This is a genomic window from Rufibacter sp. DG15C, from assembly GCF_001577755.1.
In the GTDB taxonomy this organism is placed as follows: domain Bacteria; phylum Bacteroidota; class Bacteroidia; order Cytophagales; family Hymenobacteraceae; genus Nibribacter.
In genome coordinates this window covers 1,199,992-1,226,468 of the sequence record NZ_CP010776.1, presented here as the reverse complement: position 1 = coordinate 1,226,468, position 26,477 = coordinate 1,199,992, and the positions used below count along the sequence as shown (strand labels likewise).

The window sequence follows — 26,477 nt, the reverse complement described above, 5'->3', positions numbered from 1 at the left end:
TATCGAATGGGTGTTTGTCAAAAGTGGATATATTTCTTGTCAATCCACATTCAGAGTAAGAAATAGTGTCATTTTGGATATGCTCTGAATAGATTATCCACCTCCCTTTGTGGTTCGGCACTCCGGAACAACTAGACCAGTAATTACCTATTAGAGTATCGTTTTTCACTGTTCCTTTGATTACTTCTATAACTCTTAGAGAGTATGAATTAGTTGACTGCTCCTTTGAACTTTCAAAGATTGGCTCAGCAATGAAGACCAACTCAGAGAAGTAAAGGCTGTGCTTTACCCGGTCTGGGGTCCAATAGTATTTAGTACAGGTGCAGGCATGTGCCTCCAAGTGTAAGAAAAGGAATAAAAGCCCAATAAGATATAAGTAGCGCTTCATCCTAGCTAGCTATTCTTTTTCTTCTCCCAGCTAACCACCGTTCCAGTGCCAGCAACAAAGCCAAAACACCCACCAACCAAAGCTTCAAATCAAGCACCTCTTCCGTTTTTGGCCTGATTTCCTGAAAAGAGCCCGAAAACGGTTTAGGGCGTTCTACTTCTGGTGGCAGGGCGCGGGTGTCATACAGGGTTTTCCAGGTGGTATCTTCCGGGAAGAGCAGACGAAGGAGCGCTTCGGGGAAGTGGCCGCTATCCACCAGCGTGTTCCACGTGGGATGGAAGCGGCTGTAGAACTGATATTGGGTCTGGTTGGCTTTGTGTGTTTGGGTGAGCAGCGGGTCGCCGTAACCGTCCTGCCACAGTATCTGAGCCTGAAGATTCTTCTCAGCCAAAGTGCGCTGGTGCAAGGGCACCTGTAGCGGAACACCGGGAATCTGAAGCCAGCTTTTTCGTTTCTGCACGCGGGCAGAAGTGGGCGCATCTTGTAGCGTTTTCAACCTCTTTTCTGGAAAACGGGCCAAAAACGATGCTAGCGGTTCATCCGTCAGCCAGAAAACCCAGTCAGGCGCGGCGGAAGGCAAGGGCTGAGGGCTGGAGGAGGCGGTGAGGGAATAGGCCTGCTCGCGGTAGTCCAATGCCGTTTGTAGGGCGGCTTTCAAATACCGCACATCGGCTTGCCGGGCTTTGTCTACCTGCACCAATACCTGCAAAGGCAATTTTTGCAACGATATGGTGTTTTGGGCGCCGCCTTGTAAGGTCAGGGAATCAGCTTGAGCATGAGTGGTGAACTTGACCGCAGGAAGTTGAGGCAGAGAAATGGTCTGTCCATAGGCAGGCTTGGCCACCGTGTGTTCGGTAAAGATCACGGCCTGGTCATCGCTCTTGCCCACTTTAACACGCAGTTGGTTTTTCTGGGTGCAATAGGCTTCCTGCAACCAGACTTCCGTTTGCGGCGCACTCACCGGCACCCAGGTGAACCCAGCGCGCAAGGCAGGCTGTGCACCCCGGTGATGCCGGACCAGATTTGTGGTGAAGATCCAGGCCTTCGCGTGGGATGGGAAGCTTCGGGTCAGAACGCGTAGGCGCGCCCAGGCGTTGGTCGTATCTGCTGTAGTGCTGTCGGACTGAAAACTGGCGATGGACGTCTCTTGGTCTAAGGATAGCTTCGGGAATCCCGAAGCCAGCGTATGCACCTGCCAGCCTTTGCCGGCTAGCGAATCTACCGTAGTCGTAATCTGGGAAAGGTACTGCTTTTGGAGAAGGGCTGGGTGCAGGTATACGTGGTTTTCGGGCTGGGCCGTGATAGGCCGCGTCCATTGCGGTTGGGCCAAAAGCAGGGCCAGCAACAGCACCATCAGGCACCTGAGCAAGAGCAACCACACCTGCGACAGATGGATACTGCTCAGCTTCTGGCTCTGCGACGGCTGTAACCACCGGATACTGCCCACCTGCACCGTCTTGGGCGGTTTCTTGTTCCATAAATGGATAGCAATTGGCACCACCACGCCGGCTGCCGCCCATAACCAAACCGGATGCAGAAACTGAAGCAAGACTACTTAGAAAGAAGCAAGGTGTACCACATAATTCGCAAGACCAAGGGTATCGGTCTCAGGAACCAAGATACTGGCAGGGCGCGTCATTTCCTATACTGCCACCCGTTAATGTGCGCTGATGCATAGCACTAACCGCATAGAATTAGGTGGATGGCGCCAGCGTGCTTTTGAGATGGCGGTCATACAGGATGATGGACCCCGCCGAGGCTACGTTCAAAGACGTTTCGCCGGGCAGTTGCACCAGGTGGTGGCATTTGGCAAGGGCAGCTTTGGTGAGGCCGTGGTCTTCGGCGCCCAGCAGGTACACGCACCGCTCTGGGTGTGCAAACTGCTCTACCGGCACCGCTTTCTCATCTAGCTCAATCCCCACCAGTTGACAACTGTAGGGCAGGTGCTGGTAGAAATCCTCCAAGTCCTGGTAATGGTACAGCGGAATCTCCTTCCAACTCTTATTAGTATCTGTACTCTGCTTTTTGTACCGCTTGCCAATGGTGAAAATGAAGCTGGCCCCCAGCAAACTCGCCGACCGCCACAGCGTGCCCATGTTGGTCTCGTGCTTAGGCTCAAAAATGCCTATCCCAAAGTAGCCGCTTGTTGACATTGAAAGAGTGAGAGATGGAATGATTGAATGAATGGGCAAAGATAGACGGGGTGTTTCATTTTTGGCCTGTTTTCTGGAAAAGAGGCTGAAAACGGAAAATTGGTTATTCTTTTTCTACTGGCGTGGAAGTCTCCTTGTTGAATTGCTAATTCCTAGATTTTAGCTATTTGCTTTTTGTTTACAGTGAATGTGTAGTCAGTTCCGAAACTCAAGGTGTTTCCATTTTTATCTATAACCTCTATTTCGTACGCATCTTCATTATACTTCTCAAGGACAGCTCCATGCATCCCTTTTTTAAGGTTTGGATTAATATCTTCAGTTAACTCAACAACATCATATTGTTTTATTTCCACGATAAGCTGTCTTCAAAAGTAGTGGCCTTATAGTTTATTTTCTCTGGCGCGTTGCCTTTGTATTGCCAACTCAGAACTCCTTATTGCTTGGCTCGATTTAAAAGGAAAGCTCTGAGTGCTTTATCCAAAGGCTCATGCAGGTGGAAGCGTTCATAATGAATTTGGCGTTTGCGGGTGTCTGTTTCCAGGGTTTGCAACCAAGGGTTGAGGTTCTCCAGATAGTCTCTTCGTTGGGTATCTGAATTAACCTGCAGGGTTTGCCCCGTCTCCAAATCCTGAAAATCCACCTGCCCCTGGTAGCTGAATTCCAGTTCATTCTTGCCCATAAGATGAAACAGAAGTGTGTCTTTTTCGCGGGCGCCAATCTTGCGCAAGGTCTCTGAAATTTCAGACGTCTGCTCGTACATATCAGTAACCAAGACGGTAATTTCTTTTTGCCGTTTTTTCGCGAAAACAGGCGTTAATCGGTCCAGGCTGGGGAAGTTGCCAGCAGGTTGCAGTTGGTCCAACTGATGGAAGAGCCGTTGCAGGTGCTGAGTGGATTGTCCAGGTGCCAAAGGAAGGACCTGATTCTCCTGCAATACAAACAACCCCACGGCATCGCCTTGTTGCACCGCCAGATACGCCAACGCCGCCACCAGATACCGGGCGTAGTCCAATTTGGTCAAGTTGCCATCTTGATGTGCCATAGAACCACTGGCATCTACCACAAACCTTACAGCCACACTGCTGTCCACCTCAGACTCCCTAATGTAATACCGGTCTGCCCGCGCAAACAACTTCCAATCCAAAGCCCGTAAATCATCGCCGGGCTGGTAACTCCTGTACTGACTGAACTCAATCCCCGCCCCTCGCCGGATACTCTGGTTCTGCCCCAGCAAAAAGCCATCCACCACGGCCTTGGCAATCAAGCGCAGGTCTTTGATAGCAGTGAACGTTTGCGGGTTGAGCAGGCGGTGGGGCATGGGATTGATTGAATTACTTTATATTGTTAGGGGCTTCTTCGTCCCCCTTTGAAGGGGGTAGGGGGATGATTTACTCTTGCTGAGCAAGGCATTCCCGAGAAGCAGTTTTGGCTTTCTTAGTAGTTTGGCAGTTGGTTCTTTTACCGTCTTTGTCATCCCCCTACCCCCTTCAAAGGGGGACGGAATCCGTGTTGAAAACTCATTGTTTTTTCTCCATCTTCTCAGCTATCCAAATTTCTAAAGTCCGTTGCACGTTAGTTAAGTCGTTCATAACTTCACTATCTGTGAACCGGAAAACAGTAAATCCCAATTCAGCCAAAGCTTTATCCCTTACCGCATCTTCCTCTGTTTTAAACCTGTGGGAGTAGCCATCTACTTCAATAACCAACATCAATTCTTTGCACATGAAATCAGCGATGTAGTTGCCAATGGGCCGTTGCCGAAGGAAAGAATAACCCAACTTTCGTTTATTCAGCAATTCGCACCATAACCTGATTTCTGACTTGGTAGAGTCTGCCCGCAGAGATTTGGCTAATGGTTTCAGGTTCTTGTTGTAGCGATTGTTTTCTGCCACGACTCTAACTAATACCTACCGCAACACTTCCCTCGGCAACTCTACGCCTTTCACCAACTCTTCCACCACCTTGTCAGTGGTAATATTATCTGCCTCTGCAGAGAAGTTGACCAAGATTCTATGTCGAAGGACCGGATACGCCATGGTATGCAAATCAGGTAAGGTCACCGCGAACCTGCCTTGCAGAAGGGCGCGGGCTTTGGCGGTAAGAATGAGCGCCTGTCCAGCACGCGGACCGGCTCCCCAGCGCACAAATTCCTGAACAAAGGGCACCTGGGTTTCTTCTGGGCGCGTGGCGCGGACCAAGCGGGCAACGTAGGCGACCAATTCATCTGAGATGGTGACTTCGCGCACCAAGCTTTGCAGGGCCAGAATCTCAGGCCCCGTCAAGATAGGTTGTACTTGCGCACGCGCGCCACCGGTGGTGCTTTTCAGAACGGAGATTTCCTCCAACTCTGTGGGGTATTTAATTTTGATGTACAGCAGGAAACGGTCCAGTTGCGCCTCGGGCAATGGATACGTACCGCTTTGCTCAATGGGGTTTTGGGTGGCTAATAAAAAAAATGGCCGAGGCAATGGATAGGTTTTACCCGCGTATGTCACCTCAAATTCCTGCATGGCCTCCAATAGGGCCGCTTGGGTTTTGGGTGGGGTCCGGTTAATCTCATCTGCCAACACAATGCTCGCGAAAATGGGACCTTCATTGAACTGGAAAAAGCGCTTGCCGGTAGTGTGGTCCTCTTCAAGAACTTCGGTGCCCAGAATGTCTGTAGGCATGAGGTCTGGCGTGAACTGAATGCGCCGGAAAGGTAAATCTACGGCGCTGGCCAAGGTACGCACCAAGAGCGTTTTAGCCAGCCCCGGCACACCTTCCAGCAGTCCATGCCCACCGGCCAGAAGCGTGATGAGCACCTCGTCCAGGACCTCTTGCTGGCCTACAATAATTTTACCTATTTCCTGCCGCAGGACAGGGAGTTTGTCTAAAAGCTGAGTTACTTCTTGTGCAGTCAAGGGAGATAGAAGCTAATGGATACGTGGTAACCAAAGTAAGGGATTGTTATGGAATTTGCGCGTTGTTTTTAACCTAGTTTCCAGAAAAGAGGCTAAAAACGGAAAGGCTGGTTCCTGTCATCCTGCGCCTGAAATATTTGTGTACCTTAGAGTAGACATATTCCCTAATGCCGCTCTTATGAAAAAGCTTCTTTGGCTTTTATTATTCATTGTTTCAATTACCCAGATGCAAGCCCAGTCCAAGCGGTGGGCAGAGTGGCAGAAGCGTGGCGAGAAGCAAATCAATCTGTTGCCCATGTACGGCGGCCAGCCCAAGTCTAAGAATCTGTTGGCTTTGGATAAAAAGTTTTTAGCCTCGGTAGACAAGAAAGGCGGTACCCGCGCCGAGAACAGTAAGTATTTTTCTGACCGCGGATGGCAGCACTTTCAGCAAGGCGATTTTGAGACCGCTATGTTCAGGTTCAACCAAGCCTGGCTATTAGACTCTACCAATGCCAAGCCATATTGGGGCTTCGGGATTATCTGTGGCATGCTAGAGAATTATGATGATGCTTTTACCTATTTGCACAAAGCATACGCGCTGGATTCTTCTGATGTCCAGCTTCTATGTGACATTGTGTTCACCAACTTTTGCAAGTACCAAGAAACGAACCAAGCGCTCTATATAGAGAACGCATTAGTGGCCAGTCAAAAAGCGCTTCGCCAGAGTCCAGATCATGCCTTTGCGCTCTATTCCCACGCCTTAGTGCAGTACATGAAGAATGACTATGCCAGCACTTGGGAGTATCTATACAAAGCTAAGGAAAAGGGAGAAGTGGGGCTAGACCAAGATTTTATAAAAGCCTTGCATGCTCAGCTACCTGATCCAAAAAAAGAGTTTGTGAAAGATTGAGAGAGACCATCTTTTTCCATTTTTGTTTTAGTTTCCCAAAAACAGGCTAAAAACAGAGCAGACGATTTCTAATTTCTAATTCATAATTTCTAATTCGGCATAGACTTAACTGGTCAGCGCATACATCAAAATATTCACCCCAAACTTAGTGTTGTCCTCCGCTAGCCAGCGCTTGTTCCGGAAGTCATAGTCCCACTCACAGCCGTAGTCTTTGTTGCTATATAATACACCAATTCTTCCGTTCACCTCATAGGCTTTGAGGTAGTCGTGCACCAGGTCATCGCCCCAGCCGTTGAGCTCAAACGACGTGGTAGGCGGACCTTCCTCAAACTTGAAAAAGGATTTGTACAGCGCATGGGTATTGGGGAGCTTCTTCAAGGCCTTCTGGCCGAAGCAGACGCGCATCTGCTCCTCAAAAGAGCGGGCAAAGAGCCCGTCAATGTCATGGTTGCAGTCATCTACAAACACGAAACCGCCGTTCTGCACATACTTCACAAAATTGGCTTTCTCCTTGGCATTGAACTGCACCAGCTTGTGCCCGCTCAGATAGCAGAACGGGTACCGGAACAACTCAGCGTTTTCCAAAGAAATTACTTTCTCCTGCTCTATTACGGGCACGGTGGTGTATTCCACCAAGGAGTGTAGCAGGTTAGAGGGCATGCGCTGGTCAGTGTCCCAGTTGCCGGAGCGGTATTGTAAGCGTACGAAGGTGAAAGGAGTAGGCAAGGCTATTGATTTAGCTTAACTATTCTTTGGGTTTCCTTCTTCCCGCCAGCATCTATTTCCAGAATATACACGCCATCTGGTAAATAGCCTAAGGGAATAGATTGTTTAGTAGATGCGGAAGCTCTAGAAATAGAGTTTTTGTACAGTTCCTTTCCTGTGAGGGAAACCACCCGAATAGTAACGTTTCTGGCTTGTTCCCCTCTGTTCTCAAAATTCACAGATTCTTTGAACGGATTGGGGTAGGCACGGGAAGTAGTTGCTAGTGGAGAATATTCCTCTGGGGCTGCTAGAACATTATTAGAAATTATTCTTACTAACCCACTGGCTGTTATGGCCCCATAAGAAACAAGAGAAGAGGCTACAATGTAACTTGTAGCTGTTTCCTTTTTAAGGTCATATACATAGCCTAAGTCAATTCCTGGTAAGGCAACAGATGATAAATATTTGCCAGTAGGGTTTAGCAGAACGAGAGCACCAGTAGTAGACACATCATGACCATCAAAAGAATCAAATTGGCCAGCCACCAGCATGTTCCCATTTGGGTCTGGAACTATACTATTAATTAAAACAGCATTTGGGTTTTTTCCAGCAGGCCCAGCTCCAATAGAAAAAGATTCATCTAGGCTTCCGTCTGCATTAAACCGCATCACAAAATCATTAGGGTTTTGCACAAAGTTTCCAGAAGCCCATCTACCTGCCAATATTTTGCCGTCTGCTTGCAATGCTATAGTTTGAGCTGAGAACGTAACATTGGAGGCGGCATTGAAATTTTCATCTATGGTGCCGTTTGCATGTAGTCTGGCAAACCTTTTACCATTGATATACCCGGCTACTGCAATCTTGCCATCTGGGCCCACTGCTAAGTATTGAGCACTAATAGATGGTGTTTTAATAAAGGTTGGATCTTCTTCACCGTTATAGTTAATGCGCATCAAGTTGCTTTCTGTAGGGGAAAGCAAAATAATTTTATCTCCCTGCATGGCCATGGGGTAACTTCCGCCTATAAGGTGACCAAATGTAAACGTGGGGTCCAAAGAGCCATCTGGGTTGAGCCGTGCTGCCATGTTGACTCTAGTGTTGTTCACAAACTTAAAGGGCCCTGTTACAATAAGCTTTCCGTCTTTCTGTACATATACCTGTTCAACCAGCATATGAGTCTTTACATCTGGCACAAAACTTTGTTGAACATTGCCTTCTGGGTCTAATTTAGAGATACCCTTGTTCAATACCTCTTCTACCTTGTTGAGTGATCCACCTATAATTATGCTGTTGTCTGGTTGCACAACCATGCTTTTACACACGCCAAATGTGGTTTTAGGGGAAGGGGAAAAAGCAACATCTAGCGTGCCGTCTAAATGGAGCCGCATCACGCTTTTAGCAACATAGGTGGCAATGTTAGTTATGGCGCCGCCTACTAAGATTCTATTGTTTTGCAGAGCTAGTGTATTGATAGTGCTATAATACTGAGCAGAAGGGCCCTCTCCAAAAGTATTGGTAAAACCAGAAAAGATCGACCCATCCGTATTCAAACATCCAATACCTAAGTATCCAGTATCTGAGGCACTGCGTTTCGGTTTTGTGGCAAAAACAATTTTACCATCTGGCAGTAAAAGAACGTCTGTAATACCATTGTTATCTGCTACGCGGTTATCCCATCTGAAAGAAGGATCTACAGAACCATCTTCTAACAAACGTATTAGTTTTTTATAAACCTCAGAGCCGTTAAACAAAGTAAAGTCACCCGCTACCAGAAATTTGCCATCTGGTAATTTTTCAATGGCTTTTACTACTGCATTAGCTCCGCTAGAAACCAAAAACGTCTCATCTACAGCACCGTCGGCATGTAGCCGAGCTATATTTCTAAGAGTAGGATTGTCTTTTAAAGTAAAATTGCCCCCAATTAGAATTTTACCATTGGGTAGAACAAGAATGCTACCCACATACCCACTTGCTAAGGGGCTTATAAACGAATTATCTGGTGTGCCGTCTGCCAATAAACGACTAATTCCTATCTTCCCTTGATTGTTGAAGGAAGAGGTGGAGCCTCCTAAAAGAATTCGTTTATCGGGTTGCTCTACCGTAGTGATGGTAGTTATATTATACGTGATGGCTTCTGATTTAAAAGTTGGGTCTATGGTGCCATCTTGGTTTATTTTAACCAATCCAAAAACTTCTTTATCACCAGTGGTATGAATTATGCCTCCTGCCAATAGGTTACCATCACTTAGTCTTGTAATACTATTAACGTCTGCTTCTGCTTCAAACTTAGGGTTAAAGTTAGGGTCTATTTGTTGGCTAACTCCCTTGAAGGAAACGACTAAAAAGAAGAAATAAAGAAAGGGTAAAGTTTTTTTCATGTAAGGAGGAGTAAGCTAGAAAGATAAATAAAAATGCCGCAGACTAATAGAAAGGCCTGCGGCATTTTTGATAATGAAAGTAAGATCTCTACACCGCGTCTGACAAGCTGGTGAAGGTAAAGTCTCTGATTTTCATTGGAGGCACCAGGTTACCGCCAATTCTTTGCGGTTTGCCCAAGGCTTCCAAGTTATTGAGCATAATTACCGGGCTCTCATTGAAGCGGAAGTTCTTGACCGGGTGCTTAATCTTGCCGTTCTCAATGTAGAAGGTTCCGTCGCGGGTGAGGCCGGTGTAGAGCAGGGTCTGTGGGTCTACGGCACGTATGTACCACAAGCGCGTCACCAGAATGCCTTTCTGCGTGCCTTTAATGAGGTCTTCCAGGCTTTGGGTACCGCCTTGCATGATGAAGCCACCCGGCATAGGCAGGCCTTTCACACCTTTCTTTTGGGCCCAGAAGCGCGAGTAGGGCATCTGCTTAATAACACCTTTGTCAATCCAAGTCACCTTCTCGTGCGGACGGCCATCGCCGGCCCAGGTTGAGGTAGGAATTTCTGGGTTAGTGGGGTCTGAGGTGATAGTCACGCGTGCGTCAAACATCTTCTCGCCTAGCTTGGTGGCCCCGCCGGTCTTGCTCAGGAAAGAACGACCTTCCTCCGCAGAGCGGGCATCCATGCTCCCGAACATGTTCTGCAACAAATCTACAGCGGCTGTAGGCTCCAGAATAACCGTGTACTTGCCAGGCTCAATGGCTTTGGCGTTCATAGAGCCAATGGCTTTCTGCGCGGCAATGGCCGAGGCGGCCGCCGTGTCCAGCTTGCTCACGTCGCTCACATCACGGGTCACATAGCCAGAGCCGGTGCCGTCCTCGGTGCGCATGGTCACCGAGAAGTCCACGTCTGAGCTTTGGTTGTAGGCGAACAGGCCTTTAGAGTTCATCTTGGCGTTAAAGCCACTGCGGTCTTCCCAGAAACCAGCCGATGTCAGTTTCTTGCTGTCTGCCAGGGCCATGCTTTTGCGGGCGGCCTCAGCGCGGTACTCTGGGTTGATGTCTGCGGTGCTTTTGAACCACGCGTTGCTGGGCAGGTAGGTCTGCGGCCCCAGCATAGGCACGTACTCTGGGCTCTCGGGGGCGATGCGGGCCACCTCTTCGGCGCGGCGCACTACTTTCTCCAGAGAGGCGTCATCAAACTCATTGATGGTCGCCACACCCGAGCGTTTGCCAAAACGGGCTTCTACGGCCAGGGACATGTTTTCTTCCTCGCCGCTGGTAGAAACCGTGCTGCGGGCGTAGCGGATGTTGCCGCCTTTGTAACCGCTGAGGTTTACCTCACACTCATCGGCTTTTGAATAACTAAGGGCTTTTTTGAGAAGCGCCTCGGCTTGGTCTTTACTTAGTATTGCCATTGTTGGTATCTCGTAGTAAGTAGCAAGACACAAGACATTATGGTGTCACTGGCCCTGCTAGTTTCCCTCTAATTAAATTTTACGACCAGTGTTAATCACGTTCACGCCATTGAAACGCGTATGGGCAGAACCGTGCGACACGGCGCTCACCTGGCTAGGTTGGCCTTTGCCGTCAAAGAACGACCCGAACATACGGTAGTCGCTTTGGTCACAGATAGCCGCGCAGGAATTCCAGAATTCCTGGGTGTTGCTCTGGTAGGCCACATCCTCTAATGGTCCTACAATCTTGCCGTCTTTGATTTCATAGAACAACTGACCCCCAAACTGGAAGTTGTAACGCTGTTGGTCAATGGAGTAAGAACCGCGACCCGCAATGTAAATGCCGCGTTTCACGTCCTTAATCATCTCATCTACGCTCAGCTTGTTTTTGCCGGGCGCCAGCGACACGTTTGGCATGCGCTGGAACTGCACCGAGCTCCAGTTGTCGGCATAAGAACAGCCGTGTGATTCTTTCTCGCCGATGATGTGGGCTTGGTCGCGGGTGGCCTGGTAGTTTACCAAGGTGCCGTCTTTGATGAGGTCCCAGCGCTTGGTTTTCACGCCTTCGTCATCATACCCTACGGCGCCCAGAGAGCCTTCCTGCACTTTGTCTGCGAAGATGTTCACCAGCTTGCTGCCGTACGGGAAGTTCTTGGTTTTCCACTTGTCCAGCGTCGCAAAGGAAGTACCGGCGTAGTTGGCCTCATAGCCCAGCACGCGGTCCAGTTCCAACGGGTGACCCACAGATTCGTGGATGGTCAAACCCAGGTGGTTAGGGTCTAGGACTAGGTCATATTTACCAGCTAGCACCGACTTGGCCGTCAGTTTCTCGCGGGCTTGTTTGGCGGCCAGACCAGCGTCTGCCACAATATCATAGTATTTGTCATAGCCAATAAGACCGGTGCCTTCTGGGCCTTTCATGGTAGGCGCCTTTACCGTGAGGTACTCATAGCCCATGCCCATAGGCGCGCTCAAGGCATCTCTTGTTTTGAACTTGCCGGATGCTTTGTCTACGGCGGTTACCGTAAAGTTAGGCCAGATTCTATGGATGTCCTGGTCAATGTAAGACCCGTCCGTAGACGCGAAGTACTTTTGCTCATTGATTTGGAACAGCGCCGAGTTTACGAAGTTGGCACCGCCCGCCAAAGCGGCAGCGTTGGCAGCTAAAAGCAAGTCTGCCTTCTCAGACACCGGCACCGCAAACGCGTTCTGCTTGATAGGCGTCTTCCAGCTTACTTCACCAAAGCCTTGTTGCGGAGCAAGTACTACGGGCTCTTTCTGCAGTTTGGAGTTGGCTTTGGCGATGGCCACGGCCTGCTCGGCGGCTTTGGCAATGCCTTTGTCCGTCACGTCTGAGGTAGCCGCAAAGCCCCAAGTACCGTTGGCAATCACGCGCACGCCTACGCCGTAGCTCTCCGTGGTGCTGATGCCCTGCACCTGCTTCTCACGGGTGAACATGTTCTGCGACAGGTAACGGCCAATGCGCACGTCGGTGTAAGTGGCGCCTTTGGCTTTCGCGGCGTTGAGGGCCACGTCTGCCAGGCGTTTCTTCAAGGCCACGTCCACGGTTTCAAGGGCGCGGGCCGGGTCAATCTCGTGACCAAACGTTGGGATGTTGGCGAACATCAGTCCTCCTACGCCCATGGCGGTCAGTCCTATAAATTCACGTCTTTTCAAGTGTTTGTTAGTTAGGTAAGCGAGTAGGTTCACAGGCAAATACATTTGCCCCATTAAGTTTACCGCTTGTTTGGCAGGAAAGCAAGAAAGTGCCTTTAGAATTAAAGCACCCGGTATTTGAAAAAGAAGGAATAGGACGTTTTTGGCTTGTTTTCTGGGAAAGAGGCTAAAAACGGACTGCTTGTTTTAGTCTCCTTATATCATAGAAGAACCGAGCCTAAAGCAAAAAGGGAGCTACCAAAAAGTAGCTCCCTTTTAAAGGTTGTTTGAAAGAGGTCCTAAAGACTACTTGGCCAACACCACGCGGCTAGTAGTTACTTTGTTATCTGCTTCTATGCGGTAGATATACGTACCCGCCGGCAGTGAGCTTCCGTCAAAGTTGATAGTGTAGTTACCAGACTTTTTAGTCTCGGCTACTAATGACTGTACTTTGTTGCCTAGCACGTCATACACAGCTACGGTTACTGGTCCGTCTTGTGCCACGGCATAGGTAAGCGTTGTCTTGGCAGAGAACGGGTTAGGGTAGCTGTACACGCGCTCATTCTTGGCTATTGCAGAAGAAGTGCTGGTAGCGGCCACAGGTTGCGTGGCGGCATTCCACAGCGCGTGCGTGCGCGTAATGATGACTGCAAAATCGCCGCGGGTTACATCTTGCAACGGTTTAAACGTAGCGTGTAAGGTAGGTTGCAAATCATACGGCCCTTGCGTCACCGCATAGTAGGCATTGATGAGGTTCATCTCCAAGGCCACGCTTACGTATCCTTCCAACCCGGCCGGAATAGTGGCCGCGTCTTCAATAGGATACACCTTGCCGTCTACAATGACCGTAGGGGTTTGGCCGTTGCGCTCCAAGGCAAACTTCTGCAAACCTAGGGCCTGTACCAAGGAGTAGGCAATCTCTGCTCTGCTCACTTTGCCGCTAGGTGAGAACTTACCTGGGGCCACTGGTAGCATGATGCCGTTGTATATTTGGTCACGGTCACGCAGGGCACCGGCCTTGGCCACAATAGACTCCGCCAGCAGGTTTCTTTCTTTCACATCTGTCAAAGTGAAAGAACCGTCCACAGGCAGGAACTGACGAACGCCTTCGCCCATCATCAGGTAATCTGCCAGGTCAATACGCTTCAATAATTCATCTGGTCTGTACACGCCACCAGCTAAGCCATCTGCCAAACGGGCACTCACCGCCATCTTGATAGAGGCCTCTGCGGGGTGACCGGCAATGTCAGATAGGCCAGAAATACCGGCAGATGTCATTTTGTTCACCACCCCGTTGATGGTCTCAGGGAAGCCTACACCGTTCAAGCCAGAGATTTCGGCAGTCCAGGTGCCGGCCTCTGGGTTGGCCACAGATACGCCGCGGTCATAGCTCAAAGAGAACGTTACCGGAATACCCGCGCTGGTTCTTACGCCGCTTGGCGAGATGAGCGTCAAACGCACGGGGTTACCGGTTTCGCCGGCCAGACCTGTAGCTTTGATTTTGGCTTCCATGCCCGTGGTGCCAGACGCAACATTGAATCTGTACACGTTGGTGGCGGCAGTGGCTGGGTTGTAGTTGATGGTAAAGTTCTCGGCCTCATTGCTGGCATTCACATTGCTGTTGAATACTCGGGTAAGGTTAAGGGAAGAACCATAAGGAGCAGTAGGTCTGAAGGTTTTATCAACGGCGGCATAGGCATTCACATACCCGGCACCAACCTCCCAAGGCTGTCTGTTTGGTATGTTAGTAGCTGTCTGTTGCAAAATCTCCTTTACCTGTGCGGCGGTTAATGCCGGGTTGGCGTCCAATAAAAGGGCTACAATACCTGCCACGTGCGGTGCCGCCATAGACGTGCCGGTCATGTGGGTGTAGAAGGGAACGTGCGTGGGCTCTAACGTAGTGGCATCTTTGTCAATGGAGAGCGAAGAAACCGGGGCAACAACACGCGTAGAGACAATGTCAACGCCCGGGGCGGTCACCGTTGGACGGTCCTCCCAGGTATAGGACTTGCCTTCAAACGTGAAAGAACCACCTTTGCCTTGCACCCCTCTAGAGGAAGAAGCCGTTAAGCGGCCAGACTTTTCGCCGTTTGCCACACAAATCACCCACGGCGCTTTTTTGTAGTTGCCCGTGATGGTGCTGGAGCTAGGGCCAGAGTTACCGGCAGAGAACACCACTACAATGTTTCTGTCCACGCAACGCTTCGCCGCCAGGTTGATTGGGTCAGCTGGGTTTACGTCCGTGCCTGTGTCACCGGTGGCACCCCAAGAGTTGGTGATAACGCGTATGTTGTAGATAGACTGATTGATAAGGGCATAGTCAAAACCAGAAAGAACATCTAGCATGAGCAACGCGGCGCCAGAGCCATAGCCTACCAGATGGGCACCCGGGGCAACGCCCGTGTACTTACCAGAAGAAGCCTGACCTGTACCACCCACTATCCCAGCCACGTGGGTACCATGTCCGCCGGTAGCGTCTGAGTTTGGAACGTTTTCAATGGGGGTATATGGCAAGATGCCGTTCACTGAATTCAGGTTAGCAATGGCTGTCACATTCTGCTTCAGGTTCTTGCCTAGCTGCAAGTCTGGGTGCGTGCCATCCACGCCGCTGTCATTCACCAATACGCCAATGCCATTGCCTGTCACTGGCAAACCGCCGTTTTTGGTGGTGAAAGCCATCTCATTCCGCACTTTAACCACGCCGCTCACGGAGGTGGCGTTGTCGTTTTCATGCTTCATGGACTCATTCAAATACAGGGAGAGAATTCTTGGGTTGGTAGCCAGTCTCTCTACCTGAGAGGCGGTGGCCACTATCCCGGCAATGGGGAGCGCTCTTAACGTTAAGCCTTTGAGAATACCTACCTGCGAAAGGGCAGAAACGTCCAGTAACGTAGGGGCGCCTTCTCCTTTAAAGGTCACTACCACTTGCACCGGGGTTAGGCTGTTAGAAAGCGCGGCTTTCAGTTTTGGGTCTACATAGGCTTGTGAGAAAGCCTGGCTCACTGCCAAAAAGCAGAAGAGGACAATAGATAAAATTTTCTTCATCTAGTTTAGGGGGTAAAGGTTTGACATAGAGTTTTGTTTGTTGTGGTGTTTGAAAAGGATTGGTTGATTAAAAATGATCAAGTGAAAGTAGGAGCTGCCCTTGGCGAGATAAAGGAGAGTTCACGCCAAAAAGTAACATGGTCTACCTGTGCACCGGCTTCATTTTAACCTTGACTATTTACGAAAAGCCATTGCCTACAGAATTTCACGATACCAAGGAACTATATAGACCTTTCAATATTTTTTAAGCGCACGTAACACGTCAACTGACTGATGAACAGTAAGCTGTGGAAGGCTTAGAGATGGGACTTTTTATAGGGCAATGGAAGGTCTGATGGCCTGTTTTAGCTGCTGAGTAGAAAAGGCAACAGCATCGTTTTTGCCCTAAATTCAAGGAATCAGGGCAAAAACGATGCTGTTGAAGAAGTGCTATTATGAGTGCAGTATCTGTTAACTTCTTTCCTTGAGCCAGGCGTAAATTTCTTCTACGTCTTCTAAGCGGCAGAGCTCAGAGCCGGGTGTCATGGAGGTGGCTGTTCCGGTGGCTACGCCGTATTTAATAACATCAGACCAAGCCCATCCCTGGGTGAGTTTTAAGACCATGCCGCCTACCATGCTGTCGCCGGCACCCACAGCGCTTTCGGTTTTGACCGTAGGCGGGGTGACGTACTCAAAGCCGTCTTTGTTGGCCAGCATAGCGCCTCTTGGGCCTAAGGACACCACCAGAATTTCGCTCTTGCCTTCTTCTATTACCTGGCGTGCTAGTTCTTCTTGCTCACGGGCATTGATTTTTTCTTTTCCGGCCAGGGCGGACAGTTCGTTTAGGTTAGGTTTAAGCAGGTAAATGCCTTTCCCGGCAGATTTCAACAAGGCATCCCCCGAAGTGTCTACTACCAGTTTAAAACCTTTTCGGACGGCAATCTGGGCAATCTGCGCGTAGAAATCATCGGGTACGCCGGGACAAAGGCTGCCGCTGGCCACCACAAACTCGGGGGTTTCTTCCAGGTCTTCCAAGGCCTGCAGAAGCTGTTTCCATTCGGCCTCAGCCACAGACGGGCCGGGCATGCCAAAGCGGTACTGCTGACCGCTGGCGGTTTCAAAAACCATGAGGTTTTCGCGGGTCCAATGATCGCATTTGAATTCGCGGTATGACACGCCCTCTTCCTTCAATAATTTACCTAGCAACTCGCCAGACCCGCCCCCTGAAAGGTACCACGCACACGACTCGCCACCCAGCTTTTTAATGGCCCTGGAGACGTTGATGCCGCCGCCGCCAGGCTCATAGGTGGGCTGTTCGCAGCGCAGTTTCTTCTCTGGGGCTACTTTGTCCAGGCGGGTGCTTTTATCTATGGCCGGGTTGACGGTGATGGTAATGATTTTCATGGCAGGTGTCGGGTTGAATTCTAGCTAACGTGCCATTGAAATATGAGTTGGAACTGCACCCTTTTGAGCGCTGATGAGAGAAGATTCGTTTTTGCCTTGTTTTCCAGAAAACAGGCTAAAAACAATTATTAATCTAAGCTCACTTGCTGACCGTCTACCCAAACTTGTTGTAAGCTCATGTCTTGGTGAAGCACTACCAGATTGGCGAAGGCACCGGGCACCAATTGACCCACTTGATTTTCTAGTTGGAGGACCTGTGCCGGGTAGAGCGTGGCCATTCTTAGGGCTTCGTCTAGAGGGATGCCCACCAATTGCACGGTGTTCTGCATGGCTTTGAGCATGGTGAGCGCAGAGCCGGCCAAGCGGCCGTCCTCGGTTTCGCAGCGGCCGTTACGGTAATACGACCTGAAATTCCCGAACTGGGTGTAGGGAATGTCTGAGTTGACGCAGGCGGCGCAGTCTGAGATTAAGAGCAGTTTTTCGCCCAGCGCCTTCTTGGCCAGCCGAACCGCCGCGGGATGGCAATGTTCGCCGTCCACAATGATACCCGTCCAGGCTTTTCCAAAGTCTAGCGCAGCGGCGGCCAGTCCCGGGTGTTTGGTGTCCATACCGCTCATGGCGTTGTAGAGATGCGTCACCGCGGTCACGCCTTGCTGGAAGAAGCGCATGGCCTGGTCATAGGTGGCCATGCTGTGCCCCGCCGAAAGGACGATACCGCTATCCAACAGCCTTTGCAAAACAGAATCTTCTACGCATTCAGGAGCCAGGGTCAGGTACTTGATGACGTCCTGGCCGGCTCCCAGCAGAATGTCCAGCTCTTCATGCGTGGCCGTCCTGATGCAGGCCACGTCATGAGCGCCGGCTTTCTCCAGACTGAAGTAGGGACCCTCCAAATGCATGCCCAGAAACGTGCTGGGGTACTGGTGCATGGCCTCGCGTACGGCGTCAATGGTCTGCAAAATAGTCTCTTGAAACGCCGAGATGACCGTGGGCAAAAAGCTGGTGGTGCCAAACTGCAGATGCGCGTCCCTAATGCTGTTCAGGCTCTCCAGTGTAGGGTGTTGGGTGAAGTAAATGCCGTTTCCACCGTTCACCTGCAGGTCCACAAAGCCCGGGCAGATGATGCCGCCCTTTGCGTCTATTTTGGTGACATCAGTTGGCAAATTTCCCTCCAGAAGAATCTCCAACACGCGGCCGTTCTCAAAAATCACCGCGTGGCGATCTAAGATTGAATAACCCGAATAAATGGTACCGTTGCAAAGGGCAGTGCGCATAGGGAGTGTTTTCGTTTTTTGGCTAATTTCTGGGAAATAGGCCAGAAACGTCAAAGCTTTACACGGCAAATAACTGTTCAAGTTTAAAAGACGGAGGAAGTAGCCGAAGTCTGGCAGCTGCCGGGCTGGAAAACGGATGTTTACCCCAGCGCTACTCCCCCTGTTTCACGTCATCGTTCCGGATGGCTTTCTTCTTGCGCGCCGCGCTGGCAGCCGGATTTTGCCTGCCAAATTTATAGTCAAAGCTTAGGCGCACCGCGCGGTTAAAATTCCTATTCTCATTGGTTTGCACAAAGGCGTCGGTCACGGTTTCCTGCCCGAAGTTCACGGATTTGGTAAGCGGGTTGTTGACACCCAGGGTCAGGCTGGCCTTCTTTTCCCAGAATTCCTTTTTCACCGCCAAGCTGTACTGTTGCCAGGCCAGGGCGCGGCCTTGCAAGGTGACTCTGGGCGAGTTGAACATGCTGGTAAACTGACCCGAGAACCCTTTGCCAAACTCATAACCCGTAGTCAGGTTGAGGTTGTATTGCCAGCCGGTGGCCAGTCCGCCCAGGCCCTGCAGGCGGTTGTAATAGGCATTCAGGTTTCCGTTGAGGCTGAGTGAAGGAACCGGTTTGGTGGAGCCCGAAAGGTTGAGCCCATAGCTCAGTAACTTGCCTGCGTTCACAAAGGTGTTCTGCGCCACGCCCTCCTCAATGCCCAGGTACACCTGCTGAATGACGTTGTTAACCTTTCTCAGGTACATGGTGGCCACCACCGAACTGGTTTTAAAGAAGGTGCTATAGCCCAGTTCATACAAATGTGTGAGTTCTGGGTCCAACGCCGGGTTCCCGAAGAAGACGCTTTTGGGGTCCCGGCTGTCGCGGTACGGGTTCAGCAGGAAGATGTGCGGCCGCTGGATGCGTTGGGTGTAGTTGGCCTTGACCGTGTGGATTTCCTTGAACGTTCTGGACACCGAAAAGCTGGGAATGAGCGTGTGGTACTCTTGGTTGAGCGTGGTTTGGGTGCTGGTGAAATCCCCGCTCAGCCAGGTGTGCTCATACCGGCTTCCCACTTTTACGGCGTACTGCTTGGCCAGCGTAAACCCATAGGACAGGTACCCGGCGGCCACGTCTTGGCGGTAGTGGAAGTTGTTCTCCTCAGGCAGGGACTTGTTCTCTAGCGGAAACCGGATGTCATACTGGGCATCGCTTTCGGCGCGGCGCAGAATGGCTTTCACGCCCACTTCCAGGGTGGCTTTGTTCAGGAACGGATGCGTGTAGTCAGATTGCAGGGTAAGCTCCCGGTTCACGTTCTGGTTGGTGTTGCGCTGCACGTAAAACAGCTCCTCTTGCTGCGTAAAATGGTCCTGGTCCACCAGATTGCCATGCGCCGACCGGCTATACTGCCCCAGCAAAGTAAGCTCCTGCTGCGGTTTGAAGATGTGGGTATAGTCCAGGTTGACGTCGGTGCCCAGCGGCGTGAACTGGTATTGGCTGGTGTTCCTGATGTAGTTGTAGGGCCGGGCCACGGTAGCGGTAGTAATCTGCTGGTTTTCGCCGCGGTACTTGCCCTGGTTGATTTTGACACCCGCCGAGAAGAGGTTGGCAGAGTCCAGGTCATAGTCCAGGCCCAGTTGCGCGTTGCTTCCGCCACCAAATACTTTCCCGTCCCCGTCCTGGATGGTGATGATGTCCTGGCCTTCTGCAAACTCCCGCCGGTACATGCCAAAGCCTTTGGGCACGTCATAGGTAAAGGCGCCCACGCTCAGGTTCATGCCTAGCTTAGTACGCCGGGCGTTGAGCGTGCTATTGAGGTTGGTGCTTTGCGTGCCCACCATGCCTGCCACGTTGCCATGCACGCCCGGCAGCAGGCTTTTCTTGGTGATGATGTTGATGATGCCCGCAGAGCCTTCGGCGTCATATTTAGCCGAGGGGCTGGTAATCACCTCCACGCTTTTAATCATGTCTGCCGGAATCTGCTTGAGCGCGTCTGCCACGCTGGTGGCCAAGAGGCTGGAGGCTTTGTTGTTCACCAGCACCCGCACGTTGCCAGAGCCCCGCAGCTGCACGTTGCCGTCCACGTCCACCGTCAAGGAGGGCACTTTCTTGAGCACGTCCTCGGCGGTGCCGCCCGCGTTGGTGATGTCCTGGTCGGCGTTGTAGACCAGGCGGTCGGCTTTGTCTTCTACCAAAGGCTTTTGCCCTACCACGGTCACTTCTTTCAGCCGGTTCTCCACCGCTCTCAACCGGATGATTGGCACTGTCACCTCCAACTGATTTTCTGTTACTTGAACCGAATTGGTCTTGTGCGGCTGGTAGCCCACATACGAGACCGTAACCTGGTACTGGCCCGCCGGTATTTTGCTGAAGGTGAACTGCCCTTTTTCATCAGACAGCGCCCCATCCACAGACTGGGTAGCGTTGAGGAGCGTGAGGGCCACCGTGGCAAACTCTACGGGTTGACCGGTGGTGGAGTCTGTGACCGTACCGGTGATGGTACCCAGGGTTTTAGGAGAGGCTGAAATGGGTAGGGAAGCGCTTGAGGCCTGCGCAAACGAAGCAGTGGTATTGCTCAGGAAAAGGCATAGCAATCCCAGCAAAAAGTGAAGACTTTTTTTCATAGGTAAGATAGAATTGAGGCGGTAAAAGATGTGGTTGAAAAGCCTGAGGAAGGCTGGAAGCGTTTTTAGGCTGTTTTCTGGAAATCAGGCCAAAAACGGGAGGTGAGGATGAGGGGTTGGCGTTGTTGCTTCTGTAGAGACAACGGTACCGCCTTGTCTCTTGCGCATTGCTGATTTTATGTTCTTGTGTAAACACCCCTCTTCAGAGCTACCGCTCGCTGCCTCAAACTCTCGTTTGGGCAATCCTCAAGGGGAGAATCTGCGCTTGGCAAAGGTTCTTGGCGCAGACGCTTGCAGGTCCTGCCGGACGCTAAGAGGTCTTTGGAGTAAGCAGCATCGGCATTTTTGGCCTATTTTCAGGAAAGCAGGCTAAAAACGGAAAGTCTGCATTTGGTACTAGAAGTTCTGGATAGAAGCGCCCTTGCCCTCCCCCTACCCCTGTAAGGGGGCGAAATGCGTGGACTATTTCTAATTTGGAATTTCTAATTTTTAGCTACCTCTATTCCAGGCTGCCTAGGGGAGAGCAGCCTGAAATAGAGGTACTACTTTTTCTTGCGGAGGTAGATGTTGTTGCTGATGGATTCCAGTTGGATAGAAGAGCCGCCTTTGTTGACATCGCCTTTGAGCTCATAGCCTACCATGGGGATTTCCTTTTGCTTGTCTGGGAAGGCGATGGGAAGGTCTGTAAAGACCTCGCCGGTGATGGTTTTAAGAGCCACGGATGCCCCTTTCTGGGTGGGCCAGTCCATGTCCACGAATCCACTGATGGACTTGGCCTTGATAGGGCCGGTGAAGCCTCTCAGCTCAACGTCGCCATTGATGGTTTCCAGGGTGATGTGGGCGTCTTTGGGAAGGAAAATCTCATAGTTTATCTGCGTGCAGGCTCCTTTCCTGGCCTGACCCTTGGTATAGTTGCCAAAGCTGGTGGTGGCGCCCTCAGGGCAGTCGCCTTCATAGTTGCTGTTCTTAAGGAGCTCATGGTCCAAATCTGCCAGGACGGTCAGCTGGTCTTGCCCTGACGTGAAGGTGAGCAGCATGGCCTGGTTCAGTTTTCCGCCGTTAATCTCATAGGTCACCTTTATGTAGGCATCCTTCTTGTCCCAGGCGGTCACTTTCACGGCGTTGCCGAACTTGAGATTGAGGTTCACCTTCTTGCTGGCTGGCAGGTCCAAGGTCTTCTCCACGGTTTTTTTCTGGGCATAGAGGTTCCCGGCACCCCACAATAGCAGGGCGATTAACAATAATTTTTTCATGATAGGTAAGGTGTTAGGTGGTGTGAGAGGTGGTTATTTCTTCTTCCGGATGTAGATGTCGCTGGAGATGCTTATGATAGTGATGTCTACACCGCCACCGTTGGTTTTACCTTCAATGTTGCCTCCGCCGCCAATCATATTCAAATCGCTTTTATTTTCCTTCTTCAAGTTCATGTCAAAGTCGGTATAAATTTCGCCTTGTAGCGATTTTAAATTGAAGTTGGCTTTAGTGTTGGAGGGTAGGGTAATGTCTACTTTACCACTGACAGTTGAGATGACGTTGGGTTGTTTCTGATCCACAGAAGCGTATTTTATATTTACATTGCCGCTAATGGACTGTGCGACAATAGGGCCTGAAACGTTGTTCAAAGTGGCATTGCCGTTTTTGAGCATTAATTCAATTTCGCCGTCTACCTCAGACAGCGTAAGGTTAGCACTATTCCAATTAGCTTCTTTAAATACAATAGAAGCATCTTTAGGTACTTTGATGGTGTATTTGCCGTTGCCACGAGAGGCTTTGGTGATGGTGAGCGTGTTGTTTTCTTTCTCTGCCGAAAGTCCCATGCCGGTATTGTCCTCCAGCTGGTTGTAAAGCGGTTTCAAGCCTTCGGCGCGGGCTGGGGCGGCGGTGTTGGCACCGGTTCCTTCTATCACCACGTCATCGCTGTTATGTCCTACAATAGTCACTTGGCTACTGAAGAGGTTGAAGATAACCTTGCGGTCTTTGCCGTTGCCCAGCTTCACCTTGTAGGTGCGGGTGTTGTTCTGCTCCAGGACGGGTGTGTCTGGGGAGTTTTTTGCTTGAGAAAGGGCAAAAGAGTCCAAGGCAAGCAAGAGGCATGCTCCTGCCAGTACAATTAATTTTTTCATGACGGTACTTTGTTAGGTGTATTTTTAGATAAGGGTGCCTAGGCTTTCCTGGGCTTTGTTTTTTACAATGGGTAAGAGGTTCTCCTGCTTGGCCAGCTTCTGCAATTGCGGCGCGGCGTTGAGGTCTTTTAAATGCGTGACAACATCAATCAAAGACAGCTGCATCAAAGGGTTCTTCTCCTGACCCAGGGCCTGTAGGTACGCTTTGCGCACGGTTGGGTCTTCTTTGAACTTGAGCAAAGCCTCACAAGCGGCCAGACGCACGTTCACGTTTTCATCTGCGGTCATGGTCTTGATTAAGAGGCGCGTTACTTCCTGGTTTTCGGCGTCGCCCAGTTCCTGGGTGTTGAACGTCTGGCTCACTACCCGTATGCGGTCACTGGCCGAAGAACTTGCCGAGGAAGAAGAGGCGGTCAGGACCTGTTTCATCTCGCGCACTTCTTTTTGCAGGGCCACCACGTCTGCGGTGCCGGTGCTTGGTGAGTTCAGGAAGTAATGACCGGCCCAAAACGCGACTAGCAACAGGCTGATGCTGGCGGCCATCTGCCAACCGTAGGCCTGGAAGAAATTCTGCTTTTTCTCCGGGATTTTGGTAGCCGCCGTGGGGTTCTCAATCTTCTCAAACAGCCAGTCGTCTGCCAGAAACTTGTCTACCTGCACGTCCTGCTCCTGGGCGTAATGGTTGAACTGGAGAGCGTGTGGCTTGAGGTGGTCTGGCAGCAGCTTGGTCTCTGCAAAGAAGCGCTTGAGCTGGGCCTCCTCCGCCAGGGTGCTCTCCCCGTCATAGTATTTCTGCAGCAGGCGTTCTATCTGTTCAAATTGCATAATCTTCCATCTTTAAAAGTCCGTCCCGCACGCTTTTTCTGGCTCGGCTCAAGGCCACGCGGATGGCGTTGACGTTGGCGCCCGTGACCTGTTCAATCTCGGGGTAGTCGTAGCCCTCCACGTCGCGCAGGTGCAGGATGAGGCGCTGTTGCTCTGGTAGGAGCTGGAGCAGTTCCTGCACCTTGCTTACCTGGTCTGCGAGCTCATAGCGCTGGTGGGGGTTGGCGTCATGAGAGCCCAGTTCCAGGTCCACCACGTCTATCATGTACTTGTGCTTGCGGGCTTTAATTCTGTCCAGGCACAGGTTCTTGGTGACGGTCATGGCAAACGCCTCAATGCTGGCGTAGGCGTGGAGCTTGTGTTTGTTGGACCAGAGTTTCAGGAACACGTCCTGCAAGATGTCCTCTGCCTCCTCCTTGTTCTGCAACAGGAAGAGCGCCAGCCTGTAAAGCTTCTGTTTGCCCGGGAGTACCTTGGTTTTAAACTCTTGTAAGTCCATTCAATAACAAAGACGACGCAGGCTCCAAGTCATTACAGCCTTTTTGAAAAAATTTTCCTTTTTCTGAAAGATGGAAGTGAAACAGCCCTCTAGTGGGACTGAAGAAGGATTCTGTCTGGGAAGATGCGAAGAATTTAGCTGGAATGAAAGAGGCCGTTTTTAGCCTGATTTACGGGAAACAGGCAAAAAGCGGCCTAGGCTAACTTTGGGCAAATTGATTCTTATTTGCGCTCAATGCGCTGGAAACTCCGCTGTAAAACTCTTATCTTTATGATCTTACTTTTGGCATACCCCCTATGAATTCCCGCATTTTACTTACCCTGCTTTTCTTTTTAGCGCTTCGGCCGGGCTATGGCCAGACGGCGCAGGAGTTCTTGGGCAGGGGGGCGGCCAAACTGGAGCAAGGCCTCTTTGACGATGCCATTGTGGAGTTGGACAAGGCCATCGCCCTGGATTCTGCCAACGCCCTGGCCTACTATCACCGCGGCAATGCCAAGTTTGACAAGGAGGCCTTCAACGCCGCCAAGGTAGATTACAGAAAGGCCCTTCAGCTCAATCCCAACATCGGCTCGGCGTATTTTAACCTGGGTGTGATTGCGTTCAAAGGTGGCTTCTACCCGCAGGCCAAAGAGAAGTTTGACCAGGCCCTCACCTACCAGAAGACCAACGTCAACTGCTACTACATGCGGGGCCTAGTCAACCATGAACTGGGCCAGTACAATGCCGCCATCATGGACCTGGACCGCGCCCTGCAACTGCAACCCGACTATTACGATGCCATGGCCCAGCGCGGGCACACCAAAGCCTACCTGCAGGATTTTGACGGCGCCCTCCAGGATTTGCAGAAGGCCATTGCCATGAACGCCAACATGGAGTTCGCCTACGCCTACCGCGGCTACGTGCATATGAAACGGGAAGAATACCAGGAAGCCCTCCAAGACCTGGACCAGGCCCTGGACATCAACGAGGATTTTACGTTGGCCTATCTCTACCGCAGCCACGTAAAGACCGCCCTGAAAGATAGAAGAGGCGCCTACCAGGACCTGGCCAGCTCAGACGATGAAGGATGGGAGGATGAAGACCCCATCACCTGGTAAAACCTTAGGGGTAGAATCTGATACTTGAGTGATGCCGGACAGCTTTTGTATTCGGTAAGCTGAATGTGATTTAGCTCTGAAAAGCAGTCAGTATCCGTTTTTGGCCTGTTTTCCAGAATATAGGTCAAAAACGCTACACCAAGGCCCGCCGCACAAAGAACCCCGACACGGCACTCAGTCCGCCTACCAAGCCACCCAGCATCACCGTCACTGCCAGCAACACCCACGGCGACCCAACGGTGAACATCTCCGCCACCCGTGCACTCAAAATTCCATCACTCATTATCTGCCAGAACAGCGCCGCGCCCAGCCACGTGAGGCCTACTCCCAAGAAGCCTGCCGTAAACGCCTGCCCGCCTCTATGCGCTTTCCAGAAGGCCAACGCGAAACACACCACCGCCACGCTCCACCACGGCAAAAACAACTGGGCAACAAGGCTGAGAATAAGAATGAGGAGGAAGAGCATATGTGAGTAATTGAGTTGTCGTTTTTGGGCTGTTTTGGTGAAAAGAGGCTGAAAGCGGATGTAGATTACGGCATCAGGAAAATATCTATGAGTACTTGGTTGCCCTCTCGCCATTTATGCCAGCCTGTTGTTGGATAGAGCATTAATTATAGTCATTACTATACTGCCATTGAAGATTTTAGACATGATTAGACTAGGATTAAATCAATTTCTAAAATACTGGATTATGGTACCTGCAAGGTTAAATTACTTGGAACATTATACCTTTTAAGTGCTAAGTCAAAATCCTGTTTATTTAATGGACCAAGTACAATTGTATCTGAGTGGACAATTAGCCAATAGTAAATTTTATCTCTGCCGGATGGGTAAGTTAAAGTGCTGTCATACAGAGGGTCGTCTGTAGCATTGGGTTTCTGTGCAGCAATTATAAAATCACTGTTGTAGTCATAACTTAGAACATTAGCTGGAATTTCTTTTCTGTTAGGTAAATGTGGTAGGATTTCATTTATATCTCCTCCTTCGGCTCTGTAAAAGTAATCACCACTTAATTCTGAAGAATAATCTCCCCCGGCGCAAGCACTTAACATAAAGCATATTTGCACTTGAAGGATGTAAAATGACCACTTTAAAATTTTCATCTTATG

At 50.6% G+C, this 26,477-nt stretch carries 22 protein-coding genes; 2 read left to right on the top strand and 20 right to left on the bottom strand.

What is annotated here, in order from left to right:
* Positions 1-389: 389 nt before the first annotated feature.
* From TH61_RS05120 to TH61_RS05095, 6 genes are all read right to left on the bottom strand, one after another.
* On the bottom strand, positions 390-1,937 hold the full coding sequence (locus tag TH61_RS05120) for a BatA domain-containing protein (RefSeq protein WP_066506693.1): 1,548 nt from the start codon (positions 1,935-1,937) through the stop codon (positions 390-392).
* Positions 1,938-2,082: 145 nt separating this feature from the next.
* Complete coding sequence (locus tag TH61_RS05115; protein ID WP_066506690.1) at positions 2,083-2,541, bottom strand: RNA methyltransferase; 459 nt, start codon at positions 2,539-2,541, stop codon at positions 2,083-2,085.
* A gap of 152 nt (positions 2,542-2,693) precedes the next feature.
* The gene (locus TH61_RS05110; protein ID WP_066506682.1) at positions 2,694-2,894 is read right to left on the bottom strand and encodes a DUF4926 domain-containing protein; all 201 of its coding nucleotides are present in this window, start codon (positions 2,892-2,894) and stop codon (positions 2,694-2,696) included.
* An 80-nt stretch (positions 2,895-2,974) separates the two neighbouring features.
* Positions 2,975-3,859 (bottom strand): DUF58 domain-containing protein, encoded by an 885-nt coding sequence (locus tag TH61_RS05105; protein WP_071887782.1) that lies wholly within the window; start codon positions 3,857-3,859, stop codon positions 2,975-2,977.
* A 199-nt stretch (positions 3,860-4,058) separates the two neighbouring features.
* Positions 4,059-4,433, bottom strand: a complete 375-nt coding sequence (locus TH61_RS05100) for an endonuclease domain-containing protein (RefSeq protein WP_066506679.1) — start codon at positions 4,431-4,433, stop codon at positions 4,059-4,061.
* Positions 4,434-4,448: 15 nt separating this feature from the next.
* Positions 4,449-5,444: a MoxR family ATPase gene (locus TH61_RS05095; RefSeq protein ID WP_066506676.1), complete on the bottom strand. Its 996-nt coding sequence runs from the start codon at positions 5,442-5,444 to the stop codon at positions 4,449-4,451.
* A 178-nt stretch (positions 5,445-5,622) separates the two neighbouring features.
* On the opposite strand from TH61_RS05095, the gene TH61_RS05090 reads away from it, so the two are divergent.
* The gene (locus TH61_RS05090) at positions 5,623-6,336 is read left to right on the top strand and encodes a tetratricopeptide repeat protein (RefSeq protein WP_066506673.1); all 714 of its coding nucleotides are present in this window, start codon (positions 5,623-5,625) and stop codon (positions 6,334-6,336) included.
* Positions 6,337-6,441: 105 nt separating this feature from the next.
* Here TH61_RS05090 and TH61_RS05085 read toward each other — a convergent pair whose 3' ends face one another.
* The 12 genes from TH61_RS05085 to TH61_RS05030 form a co-directional block, all read right to left on the bottom strand.
* Positions 6,442-7,062, bottom strand: a complete 621-nt coding sequence (locus TH61_RS05085) for a DUF4159 domain-containing protein (RefSeq protein ID WP_066506671.1) — start codon at positions 7,060-7,062, stop codon at positions 6,442-6,444.
* 2 nt (positions 7,063-7,064) lie between these two features.
* Positions 7,065-9,419, bottom strand: coding sequence for a T9SS type A sorting domain-containing protein (locus TH61_RS05080; RefSeq protein ID WP_066506670.1), 2,355 nt, complete (start codon positions 9,417-9,419; stop codon positions 7,065-7,067).
* An 88-nt stretch (positions 9,420-9,507) separates the two neighbouring features.
* Entirely contained in the window at positions 9,508-10,824 is a 1,317-nt protein-coding gene (locus TH61_RS05075) for a TldD/PmbA family protein (protein WP_066506669.1), read from the bottom strand.
* Positions 10,825-10,896: 72 nt separating this feature from the next.
* Positions 10,897-12,540 (bottom strand): TldD/PmbA family protein, encoded by a 1,644-nt coding sequence (locus TH61_RS05070; protein WP_066512543.1) that lies wholly within the window; start codon positions 12,538-12,540, stop codon positions 10,897-10,899.
* Positions 12,541-12,825: 285 nt separating this feature from the next.
* Positions 12,826-15,564: a S8/S53 family peptidase gene (locus TH61_RS05065; RefSeq protein ID WP_066506666.1), complete on the bottom strand. Its 2,739-nt coding sequence runs from the start codon at positions 15,562-15,564 to the stop codon at positions 12,826-12,828.
* A 450-nt stretch (positions 15,565-16,014) separates the two neighbouring features.
* On the bottom strand, positions 16,015-16,947 hold the full coding sequence (locus TH61_RS05060) for a 1-phosphofructokinase family hexose kinase (protein ID WP_066506660.1): 933 nt from the start codon (positions 16,945-16,947) through the stop codon (positions 16,015-16,017).
* Positions 16,948-17,075: 128 nt separating this feature from the next.
* Positions 17,076-18,221: an N-acetylglucosamine-6-phosphate deacetylase gene (gene nagA, locus TH61_RS05055; protein ID WP_066506654.1), complete on the bottom strand. Its 1,146-nt coding sequence runs from the start codon at positions 18,219-18,221 to the stop codon at positions 17,076-17,078.
* 151 nt (positions 18,222-18,372) lie between these two features.
* Entirely contained in the window at positions 18,373-20,823 is a 2,451-nt protein-coding gene (locus TH61_RS05050) for a TonB-dependent receptor domain-containing protein (RefSeq protein ID WP_066506647.1), read from the bottom strand.
* A gap of 542 nt (positions 20,824-21,365) precedes the next feature.
* The gene (locus tag TH61_RS05045; RefSeq protein ID WP_066506646.1) at positions 21,366-22,076 is read right to left on the bottom strand and encodes a hypothetical protein; all 711 of its coding nucleotides are present in this window, start codon (positions 22,074-22,076) and stop codon (positions 21,366-21,368) included.
* A gap of 33 nt (positions 22,077-22,109) precedes the next feature.
* A complete protein-coding gene (locus tag TH61_RS05040; protein ID WP_071887781.1) occupies positions 22,110-22,946 on the bottom strand; it encodes a DUF4097 family beta strand repeat-containing protein in 837 nt (278 codons plus the stop codon).
* A gap of 24 nt (positions 22,947-22,970) precedes the next feature.
* Entirely contained in the window at positions 22,971-23,771 is an 801-nt protein-coding gene (locus tag TH61_RS05035) for a HEAT repeat domain-containing protein (RefSeq protein WP_066506640.1), read from the bottom strand.
* Positions 23,761-24,270: an RNA polymerase sigma factor gene (locus tag TH61_RS05030; RefSeq protein ID WP_066506637.1), complete on the bottom strand. Its 510-nt coding sequence runs from the start codon at positions 24,268-24,270 to the stop codon at positions 23,761-23,763. The genes TH61_RS05035 and TH61_RS05030 overlap by 11 nt, the downstream gene beginning before the upstream one ends.
* A 296-nt stretch (positions 24,271-24,566) precedes the next feature.
* Here TH61_RS05030 and TH61_RS05025 point away from each other — a divergent pair, with 296 nt between their 5' ends.
* Positions 24,567-25,367 carry a tetratricopeptide repeat protein gene (locus tag TH61_RS05025; protein ID WP_066506634.1) on the top strand — a complete coding sequence of 267 codons (801 nt, stop codon included), beginning with the start codon at positions 24,567-24,569 and terminating at the stop codon, positions 25,365-25,367.
* 133 nt (positions 25,368-25,500) lie between these two features.
* On the opposite strand, the gene TH61_RS05020 is transcribed toward TH61_RS05025, so the two are convergent.
* Together TH61_RS05020 and TH61_RS05015 are read right to left on the bottom strand one after the other, a co-directional pair.
* Positions 25,501-25,833, bottom strand: coding sequence for a hypothetical protein (locus TH61_RS05020; protein ID WP_066506631.1), 333 nt, complete (start codon positions 25,831-25,833; stop codon positions 25,501-25,503).
* 224 nt (positions 25,834-26,057) lie between these two features.
* A complete protein-coding gene (locus TH61_RS05015; protein ID WP_066506628.1) occupies positions 26,058-26,471 on the bottom strand; it encodes a hypothetical protein in 414 nt (137 codons plus the stop codon).
* Between the last annotated feature and the right edge of the window lie 6 nt (positions 26,472-26,477).

Excerpts from the sequence above, each read along its gene's own strand:
- TH61_RS05115 (WP_066506690.1), bottom strand. The coding sequence starts at position 2,541 with ATGTCAACAAGCGGCTACTTTGGGATAGGCATTTTTGAGCCTAAGCAC.
- TH61_RS05105 (WP_071887782.1), bottom strand. The coding sequence starts at position 3,859 with ATGCCCCACCGCCTGCTCAACCCGCAAACGTTCACTGCTATCAAAGAC.
- TH61_RS05090 (WP_066506673.1), top strand. The coding sequence starts at position 5,623 with ATGAAAAAGCTTCTTTGGCTTTTATTATTCATTGTTTCAATTACCCAG.
- TH61_RS05080 (WP_066506670.1), bottom strand. The coding sequence starts at position 9,419 with ATGAAAAAAACTTTACCCTTTCTTTATTTCTTCTTTTTAGTCGTTTCC.
- TH61_RS05075 (WP_066506669.1), bottom strand. The coding sequence starts at position 10,824 with ATGGCAATACTAAGTAAAGACCAAGCCGAGGCGCTTCTCAAAAAAGCC.
- TH61_RS05065 (WP_066506666.1), bottom strand. The coding sequence starts at position 15,564 with ATGAAGAAAATTTTATCTATTGTCCTCTTCTGCTTTTTGGCAGTGAGC.
- TH61_RS05060 (WP_066506660.1), bottom strand. The coding sequence starts at position 16,947 with ATGAAAATCATTACCATCACCGTCAACCCGGCCATAGATAAAAGCACC.
- nagA (WP_066506654.1), bottom strand. The coding sequence starts at position 18,221 with ATGCGCACTGCCCTTTGCAACGGTACCATTTATTCGGGTTATTCAATC.
- TH61_RS05050 (WP_066506647.1), bottom strand. The coding sequence starts at position 20,823 with ATGAAAAAAAGTCTTCACTTTTTGCTGGGATTGCTATGCCTTTTCCTG.
- TH61_RS05045 (WP_066506646.1), bottom strand. The coding sequence starts at position 22,076 with ATGAAAAAATTATTGTTAATCGCCCTGCTATTGTGGGGTGCCGGGAAC.
- TH61_RS05040 (WP_071887781.1), bottom strand. The coding sequence starts at position 22,946 with ATGAAAAAATTAATTGTACTGGCAGGAGCATGCCTCTTGCTTGCCTTG.
- TH61_RS05035 (WP_066506640.1), bottom strand. The coding sequence starts at position 23,771 with ATGCAATTTGAACAGATAGAACGCCTGCTGCAGAAATACTATGACGGG.
- TH61_RS05030 (WP_066506637.1), bottom strand. The coding sequence starts at position 24,270 with ATGGACTTACAAGAGTTTAAAACCAAGGTACTCCCGGGCAAACAGAAG.
- TH61_RS05025 (WP_066506634.1), top strand. The coding sequence starts at position 24,567 with ATGAATTCCCGCATTTTACTTACCCTGCTTTTCTTTTTAGCGCTTCGG.
- TH61_RS05020 (WP_066506631.1), bottom strand. The coding sequence starts at position 25,833 with ATGCTCTTCCTCCTCATTCTTATTCTCAGCCTTGTTGCCCAGTTGTTT.
- TH61_RS05015 (WP_066506628.1), bottom strand. The coding sequence starts at position 26,471 with ATGAAAATTTTAAAGTGGTCATTTTACATCCTTCAAGTGCAAATATGC.